General features: G+C 61.2%; 10 protein-coding genes and 1 pseudogene. 7 read left to right on the plus strand and 4 right to left on the minus strand.

What is annotated here, in order from left to right:
- Window positions 1-4: 4 nt before the first annotated feature.
- The 6 genes from LPB142_RS17710 (at window position 5) to LPB142_RS17735 (ending at window position 9305) form a co-directional block, all read left to right on the plus strand.
- Window positions 5-1939: a hypothetical protein gene (locus LPB142_RS17710; protein ID WP_071167416.1), complete on the plus strand. Its 1935-nt coding sequence runs from the start codon at window positions 5-7 to the stop codon at window positions 1937-1939.
- Between the two features lie 2 nt (window positions 1940-1941).
- Window positions 1942-3867, plus strand: a complete 1926-nt coding sequence (locus LPB142_RS17715; RefSeq protein ID WP_071167417.1) for a type IV secretory system conjugative DNA transfer family protein — start codon at window positions 1942-1944, stop codon at window positions 3865-3867.
- A gap of 458 nt (window positions 3868-4325) precedes the next feature.
- Window positions 4326-5666 (plus strand): hypothetical protein, encoded by a 1341-nt coding sequence (locus LPB142_RS17720; protein ID WP_071167418.1) that lies wholly within the window; start codon window positions 4326-4328, stop codon window positions 5664-5666.
- A 219-nt stretch (window positions 5667-5885) separates the two neighbouring features.
- Window positions 5886-7019: a Fic family protein gene (locus LPB142_RS17725; protein ID WP_071167419.1), complete on the plus strand. Its 1134-nt coding sequence runs from the start codon at window positions 5886-5888 to the stop codon at window positions 7017-7019.
- Between the two features lie 353 nt (window positions 7020-7372).
- Window positions 7373-8074 (plus strand): hypothetical protein, encoded by a 702-nt coding sequence (locus tag LPB142_RS17730; protein WP_071167420.1) that lies wholly within the window; start codon window positions 7373-7375, stop codon window positions 8072-8074.
- A gap of 31 nt (window positions 8075-8105) precedes the next feature.
- Window positions 8106-9305, plus strand: a complete 1200-nt coding sequence (locus LPB142_RS17735; RefSeq protein ID WP_071167421.1) for a helix-turn-helix domain-containing protein — start codon at window positions 8106-8108, stop codon at window positions 9303-9305.
- A 171-nt stretch (window positions 9306-9476) separates the two neighbouring features.
- Here LPB142_RS17735 and LPB142_RS17740 read toward each other — a convergent pair whose 3' ends face one another.
- The 4 genes and pseudogenes from LPB142_RS17740 to LPB142_RS18770 form a co-directional block, all read right to left on the minus strand.
- The gene (locus tag LPB142_RS17740; protein WP_071167422.1) at window positions 9477-9692 is read right to left on the minus strand and encodes a hypothetical protein; all 216 of its coding nucleotides are present in this window, start codon (window positions 9690-9692) and stop codon (window positions 9477-9479) included.
- A 232-nt stretch (window positions 9693-9924) separates the two neighbouring features.
- Window positions 9925-10689, minus strand: a complete 765-nt coding sequence (istB, locus tag LPB142_RS17745) for an IS21-like element helper ATPase IstB (RefSeq protein WP_071165181.1) — start codon at window positions 10687-10689, stop codon at window positions 9925-9927.
- Entirely contained in the window at window positions 10686-12173 is a 1488-nt protein-coding gene (gene istA, locus LPB142_RS17750; protein ID WP_071165182.1) for an IS21 family transposase, read from the minus strand. Before istA ends, istB begins: the two co-directional genes overlap by 4 nt.
- Window positions 12174-12287: 114 nt before the next feature.
- Window positions 12288-12425: pseudogene (locus tag LPB142_RS18770) on the minus strand (TetR family transcriptional regulator); the annotation flags it as partial.
- A gap of 92 nt (window positions 12426-12517) precedes the next feature.
- Here LPB142_RS18770 and tet(C) point away from each other — a divergent pair.
- Window positions 12518-13708: a tetracycline efflux MFS transporter Tet(C) gene (gene tet(C) / locus LPB142_RS17755; protein WP_001297013.1), complete on the plus strand. Its 1191-nt coding sequence runs from the start codon at window positions 12518-12520 to the stop codon at window positions 13706-13708.
- Window positions 13709-13723: the final 15 nt, after the last annotated feature.

Genomic DNA, 13723 nt, shown 5'->3' on the forward strand with positions numbered 1-13723 from the left:
GATCATGGACGACGATCTTGACCCAGCCGGTTCCCGGCCGAAAGAAACCTATGCGCTGCACCTGACAATGAGCGGGGCTGAGCAGAAATTCACCGACCCGGTTGAGGCAGGCACGGCCTTTTTCCGCGCCGACCCGGCCGAGCGCCCCTACGTTTTGCATTTGGAAGACGGCAAGGCGCGGCGGATGGCTGCTACGCATTTGATCCGAGAACCGGGGGCTGAGGAGACGTTCGGAAAATCCCTTCCCGACTCGCATGCATCGGACGGGGCGTTCCGGACAGGATATTTCAACGCGATGGAAGCTTCGCTCTCTGAACGGCTTTCCAAGATCTCTTGGGATGGGCCCGATGCGGAAAACGCCGTGCGCAGCGACAGGCGTCTTGTTGCCGATCTCGAAGCCTTGGCGCGGACCGAGCCCGAAAAGGCGGCAGCTCTGTGGTCCACTGCGACCGACCTTGACCCTCCCGGCCCTACCCTGACGAACGCGGTGCAACTGGCTGCGACGGGGCGGATGACCGAGCACGAAGACGTGGCACCCACCCGCTCGCCGGAGATCCTCGCGACGGGAGAATGGGTGCGCACGGATCAGTCCGTCGATCTCCGCCCGGCCGCCATCGGGACAGAGGCTGGAATTCACACCGGCTATGAGGCGGCACTACCAACCGGGGAGAAGGAACTATCGCATTCCGCCCGCACCTTCGAGACCGCATCCGAGGCGATGAAATACGCCTATGAATTCTACGAAGGCGGCGAAGAGCGGGTGGAAGCTGCGGTTGCTCGGGACGCAGCCGTGGCGCGAGAGGCCGCGGATGGCCCGGCGGCGATCCCGAAGGGGGTCTTGATCACGCACGAGGCCCGCCCCGAATTTGCCCGCCCCGAGGCGGCGATCTATGCGGGCAAAGACGCCCAATTGGTTGTGAGTTTCGACCGTGACACCCCCGTCACCCGGGCGATTGCGGAGCAACTCGTCGAGGATCCCGCGTTCCGAAAAGCTGTTGGGGCGCATATCTCCGATGCGACAGCCACGATCGGAACAGGGCGGTTTGTGGACGGGGAAGGATCGCGGGGCTTCCTGCCAAGCGAGTCTCTCGCCCTCATGGCCTTCGACCGCGCCGGAGAGCCCGAGGTCATCGCAAGGTTCCCCGATGACAGCCCGCTCAGCCAGACCTTGGCCAAGCATCTCTCAGAAAATCGGGTCCTCCTGCGCCATGTCGCGGATCGCGAGGCACAGGCTGAAAACTGGCAAAGCCCGGAAAAGGCGATTTCGGCCTGGGTGAAGGAGGTCGGCACGCAGATCGACCAATTGCCCAAAGCGGAGCAAACCGACTTGCGGGCCGAGATGAAGGAAATCGCCGCCGAAGCCTCTGCCGCTTTTGGGACGGAACGCGGCCGGAGCGAAGCAGCCGTTTTGGAAAAGGCAGCACCAGATCGATCCGACGTCCGCGAGATTGCAGCGCGCCACAAACGCGACCTCGGAAAAGAAGAGGGCCGCGAGCACGCATCAGACATTACGGATCGGATTATTGAGCGGGCAGCTCGGGGAATCGAGGCCACCCGCTCCGATGCGGCGTCCCGTGAGTTGGATCCGCTTCTTTCCACCCTTCATAAAATGGCGGCGTTTCAGACTCAACAGGAACCGGTTTCGTTTCGGACGGAAGAGCAGGCAGGTGCCTTTGGTGCCGATCTGCGCGCTCGCTATGGCGAGAATGTGCTCGAGGATATTGCGCAGGGCCGGACCGAGGCCTTGGCGAAGGATTTTGCGGAACCCTCTGCGCGTGAGGCCGCCGCCAAGGCCATCCTTTTCGCGGCGAAGGAACATCCTGCGCTTGGCGTCACGGTGCAGGAGGCCGAACGCGCCGAGCGCCGTCTGGAAAGCGACCGAGCGGACCACACCCAACCCGCCCCGATCCGCAAGCTCGAACGCGAACTGGAGTTCTGATCGTGCCGCGCATTCTCCTTTTCCTGCCGCTCGGACTTTTCACGGGGTTGATCGTCGGTCTCATCGCCGGGGGCGTGGTGCTGAACCTGATCCTCGGCCGCGATCCGAATGCGACCGGCATCTTCGTGCTTCTGAGCGAATTTCCGGGCTTTGGGCGACTGCTGACCCCGCCTTGGATTGTCCCATGGCAAATCGTCGGGGGCGCCACCGTTGTCTTCGGTCTTGCTGCCGCAGTGCTGTCGCTGAGCCAACAGCTCACGGAATATGGGCAGGCAAAATTCCAGACCCGCCGGGAGATGCGCAAGAACGGTCTTTTGCAGCCGCTTGGCACAGGGCTCGTTTTCGGCAAGCTGAGGGCGCCGCGGAAGTCCGCGCCCTATGTCAGCGCGACCTTCGAGAAATTTCCGCATTGTCTTGTCGTGGCGCCAACCCGCGCCGGCAAGGGTGTGGGCTATGTGATCCCGAACACGCTTCTTTTCAACGGCTCCTGCGTGATCCTCGACGTCAAGGGCGAGATCTTCGAGGCGACTTCGCGCCACCGCAAGGCCCAGGGCGACGAGGTCTATCGTTTCTCGCCTTTCGACTTCGAACACCCGACGCATCGCTACAACCCGCTCGAGCGCGTCGCCCGCATCGAAAATCCCGAGCAACGCTATACCGAGCTTTCAAAGATCTCGGACTATTTCCTGACCGTTTCCGACAAAGGCACGGCGGGCGATTTCCTGACCGAGGGCCGAGAGCTTTTCGTCGCGGCAGGGCTTCTGGCGATCGAGCGCAATCGCCCGACCATCGGCGAAATCAGCCGCATCCTCTTTGGTCAGGGCGCCACATCCGAGGTCTATGCCGAGCACGCGCTTGAGGTGAAACACCCGAACGCCGCGCAGACCTTCCGCAAGTTCGCGGGCTATTCCGACCGCACGCTTTCCTCGCATGCTTCCGTTCTCGGCGGGGCGGGCATGACGCTCTGGAACAACCCGGCTGTCGATCGCGCCACGGGCGGCAACGACTTCTCCTTCGCCGATCTGCGCAAGCGGCCGATGTCGATCTATGTCGTGGTCAATGCCGATGACATCCGCACCCTGGCACCACTGGTGCGGCTCTTCTTCGGCGAACTCATCGCCACGATGCGCGCCACGATGCCTTCCCCCAAGACCGAGCCCTGGCCCATGATGGTGCTGCTTGATGAATTCGACCAGCTTGGCCCGATGCCGATCGTCGAACAGGCCCTCAAGCAACTTGCAGGGCATGGGGCACGGGTTTCGATCATTACCCAGTCGATCCCTGGCCTCGACAACATTTACGGCGAGAATGTCCGCCTGTCGCTTGAAGCCGCCGCTGGCATGAAGCTTTATCTCGCCGCCAACGACAAGAAGACCGCCGGAGAGATTTCGGACGCGCTCGGCAAGACCACCAAACTCGCGGTCTCCGACAGCCTGTCGCGGGATCGGGATTTCGTGCAGCGCCGCTCGGTCAGCCGCCGCATGGAGGAGCGCCCGCTTCTGACCCCGGACGAAGTGCGCCGCCTCAGCCCGGATCAGGCGATCCTGATCCCCGAACGGCAGAACCCGCTTTTGGTCAGCCGTATCGTCTATTTCGAGGATCCGACGTTTCTGTCGCTCTTCAACGCGCAAACTGGCCCCCTGCCCTATCCCTCGCGCGAGAGCGCCAAGGTTCTCGGGCTTGTCGAGCGCATGGAGGCGCTCGAACGTCGGCTCGCAAGTCTCGGCAAGATCGACTATCCCATTGCTCCCGAACCAGCGCCGCCCGCCGCAGTTCCGAAAACCGCAGAGAAGATTGCTTCAGGGGGAACGGGAAAAACCCAGGATATCACCGCCGAGTTCGGGCTCGAAGCTCTGACGCCATCGCAGGAAAACGCATTGGCGCGGATGGCGAAGTTTTCGAAGCGGATCTCCGAAATGACCGGGTGAGGCTGGCGCCACACGCCGCGATCAGGCAATCTGACAGGGTTCCTTTTGTTCAGGTTTCCGATGGCGCCCGTTTCCAGATCGCGACTTGATCGGCTGATTGAAAAGGCCCTCACCTTGGATCGCCCTCCGATCCCCGGGGACTGGGTTCGTATCGGTGCCCAGGATGATCGACAGTCGCTTGAGCCGGAAGGCCTCACGTTCAGGTCGATCTGGTTCCCGTATCTGCCAGCGTCGGGGGTGGCGCGGGTCACCGGTGGCAAGCGCCCCAACCTTGAGGTGGAGTTCTGGCTCCGCCCGATGCGCGTGACACGCCGTAACGGCGTCTATCGACCGCTCAACCTTCTCGGCCGCCTGCTGGCGCGCGAGCGGATCGGACTTTGGCTGATGGAGCGTGCGATTGCGCGCGGCAATCCCCCGCAGACGATCCTGCGTGCCCCCAGGCTCCAAGGCGCCTTTGGTTGCTCAAGCGGCGCGAAGCCCGGGTCAGGGGCGGGTTGCGGATTGTGCGGGCTTTCGGCGGCAGATGGCCCAACTGGCTCGAGTTCCGCATTTGGCTCATGGCGCGCCGAATTGCCCGTGCGCTCTTCGCTTACCCCGAAATCCCGACCGAGGGTCTGCACGGCATTTTGATTGACCGCTGCCAGGCCATCTTGCGGTTCACCTATCACGGCAAAGAACGGGTTTTCCGCCTCGATCAGGTACGTCGCCACCACAATGACAAGATCCATCTTCTTGGCCGCCTTCTGCCCTCGGGCGAGCCCCGAACCTTCACGCTCGGGATGAATATCTTTGATATCGAGGGGTTCGGGACCGTCGGCACCGGAGAGCTTTGGGTGGAGTTGCAGGCCCTGACGAACACGGCGGCGGGGCATCATCGTATCTGGATCAACTGGTGCCGAAAGCACGATTTTCCGCTGCCACCAGACCCCGACCGGTTCGATCGCATGGTCGAGCGTTTGCGGTCCTCGGGCGCCGATCTTCTGAATCGGCGCAGGCAAAAGGAACTCGAAGTCATCACGGCAGAGACCCTTGAGCGCCGGAGCTTCCGGCTGCGTCGTTGGTGGCTCGAGCGCAAGTTTGCCCTGAGACTCTTGCGCCACAAACACGCCTGGAGACTGCGTGACTGGTGGGGGCTTCCCCGGCCGAAGCAGGACCTGCGGTCGAAATCCGCGCGCTGGCGCGGGTTCATTTCTCAGCTCGCCGATCGGGTTGAGGCGGGCGAAACCGTCGATCCGCGCCTGCTTCTGAGCCTCGACAAACTGCGCAACGACCCGATCTTGGCGCGCCGGTTGCTGCGCGCCATGTTGCGCAATGAACTGTCGGGGATATCCACCGATGACCCCCGCAGTGCGTGGATCGAGCGGGCTCTCGCTCTCTCACCCGATAACCGCCAATGGCTTCCCGCGCGCGAGCGGCGCGCAGCAGACGATTTGCGCCTGGAGTTGCTCGACGATCTTCCGGCCGGACCGACGCGCTGGAACCGGATCCGACGTGGCGATCGTGATACAGTCCTGCTTCTGGTCCGCTCGGTCGTATGTGCAATCTACGCGCCTGAATCTCGCAGCCATGAGGCACGCGATTTCACGACCACTCAGCGGCCATTGAAAACCCCATTCCTTGCTGCGCTTTTTCTCAGTGTTGCCGAGTGGAACGGCAAAAACTGGACGCTGACGCCGCGCTCAGTTCCGAAACTTCGATGGCTGGCAGCGCTCGCGTGCGAAGAACATTGGCTCCACCCTGTCGGGTCTGCCCTCTCTCGGGGCAAGAAGAGCCCGGCCGTGAACTCCGCGCGGCCGTAGGTTCCATGATGAAATCCACGGGTTCGGTCTCCAAGTCGAATTGGGCCGCACGCATTTAGGCAACGAAATTCAGCCCCGAACTGCCGTCGAATTAGGTTGCTGACAACCGTCTATCGTCAAATGCGCTTGATGTCAGGATTTGGCCAAATTCTGTTGCCTAAGCATCTTGGCGTGTCTACCCTAGCATCAAGCAAGTTAGGCAACAGAATCGGGGCAAAAATGATCGCCAAAACCTATGATCTCGCCGATGCCGTGACCTACCACTCAGGCGAGTTTCCCCCGACCGCCCTCGACTATGAAGCCTTGCTTGGGCCTGCCGAGGATGCCGCGGCTTCCCTCGCGCGATACGACGCCAAGATGTCGGGCATGGTCAACAGCGAACTCTTCCTCGCCCCCCTGCGTCGCCAGGACGCCGTGACCTCCTCGCGGATGGAGGGAACGATCTCGACCATCGAAGAACTCTACAGGCTCGAGGCAGAGGAGGACGCGGGCAGCACCGATCCCTACCGAGAAGCGCGCAATGACGATGTCGAGACGTTTCTCTATTCGCGCGCGCTCCGCAATGCGAGCCAGGCCCTTGCCGAGGGGGAACCGCTCAGCGAGCACCTCATCCGCACCGCACATCAGCAACTTCTGTCCTTCGGTCGGGGGGCTCAGAAACACCCGGGCAGTTACAAGACCGAACAGAACTACATCGGCGACGAAAGGCGCGGCAAAATCTACTATGTCCCGATCGCGCCCGAGCACCTCGCACCGGCGATGACGGAACTCGTGCGTTTCATGACGGAAAGCAAGCTGCGGCCTCTGATCCGGACCGCCGCGGCACATGTCGAATTCGAGGCGCTGCACCCGTTCGAAGACGGCAATGGCCGGATCGGTCGGATGCTGATTACCCTGATGCTCTGGAAGCTTGGCATTCTGGGACAGCCAAACTTCTTCGTGTCCGGCTACTTCGAGGCGCATAAGGACGAATACATCGAGAGGATGCGCGCCGTCTCCGCCAACCGTGATTGGACCGGCTGGGTCATCTTCTTTCTTCAGGCGATGCATGAGCAGGCCTGCGTCAACATCCGAACGGCGGATGCCATCTTCGGGCTGCACGGCGCCATGCGCGAACGTTTCCGGGAGGTCCTGAATTCGCAGTTCCATGATCAGGCGCTTGATTTCGTCTTCGCCAGTCCGATTTTCCGCAACGACCGGTTCGTCGATCGCTCCGGGATCCCCGCCTCCTCGGCCCGCGCCCTCTCTCGCCGCCTCGTCGAGGCTGGCTTGCTGCGGACCATCGAACCCGCCTCGGGACGCCGGGCAGCGCTCTATGCCTTCGATCCTTTGCTAGATCTCTTGAAAGTTTGATCCGGAGCCGACCGACGTTGAGGGCGGAAAGCCGACTTGCGGCAGTGCGGCGCGGTAAACGCAGCAAACTGTCGGAGCAGCCGTTTGGGCGTGCCGAAGCGAAATCATACCATGGCGAAAACTACCGACTAAAATTACCGCCACCATTGAATTAAGGACTGGCGACATGCTTCAGGACAACAGTGAAGCGAAACAATAAATCTTTGACTTCAATCCCGGCATCGGGATGGCCGAAGCGGGCTCATCGATCTCGTCCGCCCGGCCACGCCATCACGGCAGGCCTTGCATAACGCAAAAAATAAAGCTATAAATCCTCCATAACGCAATCACGCCAGAGATGATAGGGTGCAGGAATGGCTGTGGACAGATTGAAGCGGTTGCTGCCGCGCGGCTTGCTTCTCGATCTCGAGGATCGCGCAGGGGCCGGCTCCGTCAAGGCGTTCCAGATGGTCCGTGATTATTCGGGTTTGGACACGAAACGTGGCCGGGCGCTTGAAGGCCAAGCGCGCTTTCACATCTGGGAGCATGCGTTCGAGGACGTCTGCGCTTTGCATGGCGGTGAGCCGCTGGCTGGCGCTGTCATCCCCGGAACCACCCTGAAGGTGTTCCAGCCTTTCCGGCGTTTTGGCGGCCGTGAACCTGGCGTGATCCTTGGCCTTGCCGCAATGCCGGAACGCAACAAGCTGCCGGTCAAGAACCGCTCACGCGTTGCAGGGGTTACCGTCAACTTCGGCCTTACGCCGCACTTCGACTTCGATGGCACCGGACCGAAAATTGGCGACATATTTGCGCTTTTCCTTGTCGCGCGAGATCGGGAGCAGTCTGGAAAAATTGAAGAAATTGCCATCGGCGTCATCGATTCGTTGTATGAGCAGTTTCTGTTCTATGAGCCTCTTGACAAGTTCCTGTCGGATGAGGCCGATGCGCCCGAAACTGCACCTCCCTCGCCGCCAGCTTCAGGCAGAGTCGGCTTGGTGCGCCTGAAGAAGAAGGTTTCGCCCTATATTCCTCCCGAAGTGCCGACACAGGTGGAGGATGAGGACGGCACAGCGTGATCGGTATCCTTGATACCGACAGGAGGAAGAAATGCGCGTAGGAACGCCCGGTTTTGTGCCGGAACGCCTTTCAGAAATCAGGGCGGCCCGCCGCATTCTGAGTATGACGGAACTGGCCCGGATGTTGGGGGTGAACCCGGCTGCCGTTTCACGTTGGGAAAATGGCATACATGCGCCTGATGTAGACGCTTTGAGCGATCTGGCTCGTGAGTTGCGGGTGCGCAGGGAGTATTTCCTGCGGCCGATGCATGTCAGTGACCATCCGATGTTCTCGCGCTCTTATGCAAGTGCGCTAAAGCGCGATACTTCCTATCAGGGTTCACAGATGCAGTGGCTCCAGGAGATCTCGTCGACGCTGCAGCACTACGTGGATTTCCCCGAGGTCGACATTCCCAACGTAATGAAGGGGCTGACCTACAAGCAGCTCCGCGACGAAGACATCGAAGGTATCGCACAAGATCTGCGGGCACATTGGAATCTGGGCCAAGGCCCGTGCCTGAATGTGCTGGAAGTGCTTGAGCGGATCGGCATCGTGGTTGGCTCGATCGAGATGGGCACATCCAAGCTGGACGGTCTTTGCAGCTGGTCACAAGGAGAGGAGCGCCCCCATATCCTGCTCGCGAGCGACAAGATGTCGTTGCCGCGCAGGCAGATGGACGCCGCCCACGAGCTTGGCCATGCCGTTTTGCACAGAGGGGTGACTGAGGCAGAACTGAAGGCCGATCTGAAAGAGATCGAGCGTCAGGCTTTCCGCTTCGCCAGCGCCTTCCTGATGCCCGCGACCACCTATGTTTATGAGGTGAAACACTATTCCCTTGCTGGCTTGCTGTCGCTCAAGGAAAAATGGCGCGTCTCGGTCAAAGCCCAGATCCGGCGCCTTAAGGATCTGGATGTTATTCCGGACCATCACGCGACGCAGCTCCACAAGAGCTATTCGGCCAGGGGCTGGCAAAAGGAAGAGCCGATGGACCGGGAATGGCCGATCCCCGAGCCAAGTCTGCTGCGGGATGCGCTCAATCTCATTGTCGATTCTGGGACCAGAACGAAAGCTCAGCTGCTTGCAGAAGAGTTTACGATGCACCCCGCAGATATCGAGAATTTGTCCTGCCTGCCAAGTGGATGGTTCAACAAGGGCGAGGCGAGTATTGTCCAGCTAACCCTGAAGGCGGGCCCGCAGAAGAACGCCGACCAGAGTATGCCGGGAGAAATTATACCGTTCTCCAAGCGTTAGAGGGGACCGTCCTCTCTAACGCCCGCTCCACTGCCTCCATCGCATCCGCGCTGGTCGATCTGATCTCAACCTGGCGTTCTGAAAAAGGATCGCGACCGTGAACTGGTCTTTGACCGCCAGCGGACCCAGTCTTCTGATGATGTCGGCTATTTGCTCTGAAGGTTTCGGATGTCATTGCTCGCCGCCACCCAAATTCCGAGGCCCGCAGATGAGCAGGCGTTTGAGCGTGCGTCTGTGGTATTGTGGTGTGGCATTCTCAATGATCCTGCGGTTCAGCGGAATGGCCGACGTGGTCAGCGCCAGAACGGTGTCGATCTCTTCGGCATTCGCGACGGAAATGCCGATTGGCAAGTTGGCATCCAATGCAAATTGAAAAGCGATGGCCATTTTCTTTCAGAAGACGAAGTTCGAGATGAGGTGAAAAAGGCGCAGACCTTCAAACCACCCCTCAAAGTGTCAACGGCGGAGTAAAATTGGGCCACGGGGCGGCGCAAAATTGGGCCACTTTGGGTTTGCGCGAGACGCGGCTGATGGGCGGCGGCCAGTCAGCCGCGCTCTCCATATAGCTTGCGGGTGACTGGCCGCCTTGGACCGTCAGGTCCAAGTCTGATACTTTGGATCAGGTGTTGTCGCCGGTCTTGCGCGCGCGACTTTGCGCGAGGCGATAGCTTTCGCCGTTCATCTCGAGGATGTTGACGTGGTGGGTCAACCGGTCGAGGAGCGCGCCGGTCAGCCGCTCGGTGCCGAAGGTCTCGGTCCATTCATCGAAGGGCAGATTGCTGGTGATCAGCGTGGCACCGCGCTCGTAGCGCTGGGAGATCATCTCAAAAAGCAGCTCGGCGCCGGTCTTTGACAGGGGCACGAACCCGAGCTCGTCGATGATCAGCAGCTTGACGGCAGCCATCTGCTTCTGGACGCGCAGCAGCCGACGTTCGTCTCGCGCCTCCATCAGCTCGTTGACCAGCGCGGCGGCGGTGGTGAAGCTGACAGACATGCCCTTCTGGCAGGCCGCCAACCCGAGGCCCAAGGCAATGTGGGTCTTGCCGGTTCCGCTGGGGCCAAGGGCGATCACGTTCTCACGCCGTTCGATCCATTCGCAGCGCGCCAGTTCCAGCACCTGCATCTTGTTCAGCTTCGGGATCGCCTTGAAGTCGAAGCTGTCGAGGCTTTTGGTGGCCGGGAACTTCGCAGCCTTGATGCGGCGCTCGACCATCCGCCGCTCGCGGTCAATGAGTTCCAGTTCAACGAGGCGCGACAGGAATTGGACATGGTCCAACCCTTCGGCGGCGCATTGGCGCGCAACCTTCTCGTGTTCCCGCAGGAAGGTGGGCAGCTTCAGCGTCTTCAGATGGTGGGCAAGCAGGATCTTCGGAGCCTCGCTCATTCCGCCGCCTCCGACATCAAGGCCATGTAGCTGGCCGCACGCGTCGTCTCGACGTTCGCCCGCGGCAGGTAGGGGTAGACATCGAGATCAAGCCTTGGGGGGCGCTTCTCGACCTGGCAAAGCACGAGGTGCTTCACGGCGTCAAAGCCGACCGCGCCCAGCTTCAGGGCCTTCTTCACGGCGGCATGCAGGTCATCCATGCCAAAGGTCTCAAGCAGCCGCAGCACCTGCACATACTCGCGGCGCCCCATCTTGAGCATGCGCGCCTCCATCAGGCGGCGCAAAGTCTGGAACTCTTCGGGCAGGTCCCATTCCGCCAGAGGCGCAGCCTGGTCCAAGGCATTGATCTTGCGCTCGATCAGCGGGAGGTAGTGAACCGGGTCGAAGATCATGTCCTCGCGATCGTAACAGCGCGGGTGTCGGGCGATCACCTCCCCGCGACAGCCGATCACGACCTCATCGACATAGCCGCGGATCCAGACATCCTGATGGCCATAGGCGACCGGGACCGAGTAATCGTTGGTGTCATAGCGCACGAGCGACTGCGAGCTGACCCTGCCGCTCGCTTGGTCGCAGGCGTCGAACGGGGCAGTAGGCAATGGGCGCATCGCCGCCAGATCGCGCTGCAGCCTCTCGCCGATCGTCTCCTTGTGACCCCGAAGAATGCGCGTGAGGCGTGCGCAGCACTGCCCTTCAAGGTCGGCGTTGAAGGCGTCCCAACTGGCAAAGTGGGGGATCGGCACCATGTGGTTGCGGCGGGCGTAGCCGACCATCCCCTCGACAGCGCCCTTGTCGTTCCCCTTCCCGGGCCGACCATAGCGATCCCGAAACAGGTAATGCGACTGCAAGCCGCTGAACAGCGTGGCGCGGATGCGCGTGCCATCTGGCTGGATCTTCGAGACCAGGCAGCGGTCGTTATCGTAGAGCACCGACTGCGGCACCCCGCCGAAGAAGGCAAAGGCGCGGACATGCCCGTCTATCCAGGCCTCCGCCGTCGCCGCCGGATAGGCCCGGACGAAATAGGCATCGCTGTGCGGCAGGTCGATGACAAAGAAATGCGCCTTCTGCTCGACACCGGCGATGACGACGACCGCTTCGCCAAAATCGGCCTGAGCATGGCCCGGCGGATGGGCCAGTGGCACGAACATCTCCCGTGTCCGCCGCTCACGCTCACGCACGTAATCCTTGACGATCGTATAGCCGCCGGTGAAGCCATGCTCGGCCTGAAGCCGTTCCCATATCCGCTTGGCCGTATGACGCTGCTTGCGATGCACCGCCTTGTCGGCTTCAAGCCAGGCGTCAATGAACTCGGTGAACCCGTCCAGCTTCGGCCGCCTGATCGGCTTGTCCCGCCGGTAGCCAGGCGGCACCGAGAAGGCCAACATCTTCTCAACCGTCCCGCGCGAAATGTTGAAATGCTTCGCCGCCGCCCGCGCGCTCATGCCCTCGGCACACGCCAAGCGAACCTTCTTGTAAAGTTCCACGGTATAAATCTCCCCACCCTCCCTGCTGCCGCAAGAAGGGAAAAGTGGCAGGATTTTACTCCGCCCGCAGCGAGACGATCCCGCCGCTACCGTGGCCTAATTTTGCACCGCCGTTTCCAAATGCCAGTAGAGCGCTGGCTGTTGCACCCCGAGGCGCTCAGCCAGTCGGCGCGTCGTTAGACCTTCCATGCCCACGTCGTTAAGCAGTTCGAGCGCGGTTCGGATCACGGCCTCGCGTTGGAGCTTGTTCATTCGCGAATTCTCATGTTTGACAGCTTATCATCGATAAGCTTTAATGCGGTAGTTTATCACAGTTAAATTGCTAACGCAGTCAGGCACCGTGTATGAAATCTAACAATGCGCTCATCGTCATCCTCGGCACCGTCACCCTGGATGCTGTAGGCATAGGCTTGGTTATGCCGGTACTGCCGGGCCTCTTGCGGGATATCGTCCATTCCGACAGCATCGCCAGTCACTATGGCGTGCTGCTAGCGCTATATGCGTTGATGCAATTTCTATGCGCACCCGTTCTCGGAGCACTGTCCGACCGCTTTGGCCGCCGCCCAGTCCTGCTCGCTTCGCTACTTGGAGCCACTATCGACTACGCGATCATGGCGACCACACCCGTCCTGTGGATCCTCTACGCCGGACGCATCGTGGCCGGCATCACCGGCGCCACAGGTGCGGTTGCTGGCGCCTATATCGCCGACATCACCGATGGGGAAGATCGGGCTCGCCACTTCGGGCTCATGAGCGCTTGTTTCGGCGTGGGTATGGTGGCAGGCCCCGTGGCCGGGGGACTGTTGGGCGCCATCTCCTTGCATGCACCATTCCTTGCGGCGGCGGTGCTCAACGGCCTCAACCTACTACTGGGCTGCTTCCTAATGCAGGAGTCGCATAAGGGAGAGCGTCGACCGATGCCCTTGAGAGCCTTCAACCCAGTCAGCTCCTTCCGGTGGGCGCGGGGCATGACTATCGTCGCCGCACTTATGACTGTCTTCTTTATCATGCAACTCGTAGGACAGGTGCCGGCAGCGCTCTGGGTCATTTTCGGCGAGGACCGCTTTCGCTGGAGCGCGACGATGATCGGCCTGTCGCTTGCGGTATTCGGAATCTTGCACGCCCTCGCTCAAGCCTTCGTCACTGGTCCCGCCACCAAACGTTTCGGCGAGAAGCAGGCCATTATCGCCGGCATGGCGGCCGACGCGCTGGGCTACGTCTTGCTGGCGTTCGCGACGCGAGGCTGGATGGCCTTCCCCATTATGATTCTTCTCGCTTCCGGCGGCATCGGGATGCCCGCGTTGCAGGCCATGCTGTCCAGGCAGGTAGATGACGACCATCAGGGACAGCTTCAAGGATCGCTCGCGGCTCTTACCAGCCTAACTTCGATCATTGGACCGCTGATCGTCACGGCGATTTATGCCGCCTCGGCGAGCACATGGAACGGGTTGGCATGGATTGTAGGCGCCGCCCTATACCTTGTCTGCCTCCCCGCGTTGCGTCGCGGTGCATGGAGCCGGGCCACCTCGACCTGAATGGAAGCCGGCGGC

The organism is Rhodobacter xanthinilyticus (assembly GCF_001856665.1).
Lineage (GTDB): Bacteria > Pseudomonadota > Alphaproteobacteria > Rhodobacterales > Rhodobacteraceae > Rhodobacter > Rhodobacter xanthinilyticus.

Bases quoted from the DNA above. Each gene is read 5' to 3' on its own strand.
- LPB142_RS17710 (WP_071167416.1), top strand. From the start codon at position 5: ATGGACGACGATCTTGACCCAGCCGGTTCCCGGCCGAAAGAAACCTAT.
- LPB142_RS17725 (WP_071167419.1), top strand. From the start codon at position 5,886: ATGATCGCCAAAACCTATGATCTCGCCGATGCCGTGACCTACCACTCA.
- LPB142_RS17730 (WP_071167420.1), top strand. From the start codon at position 7,373: ATGGCTGTGGACAGATTGAAGCGGTTGCTGCCGCGCGGCTTGCTTCTC.
- LPB142_RS17735 (WP_071167421.1), top strand. From the start codon at position 8,106: ATGCGCGTAGGAACGCCCGGTTTTGTGCCGGAACGCCTTTCAGAAATC.
- LPB142_RS17740 (WP_071167422.1), bottom strand. From the start codon at position 9,692: ATGGCCATCGCTTTTCAATTTGCATTGGATGCCAACTTGCCAATCGGC.
- istB (WP_071165181.1), bottom strand. From the start codon at position 10,689: ATGAGCGAGGCTCCGAAGATCCTGCTTGCCCACCATCTGAAGACGCTG.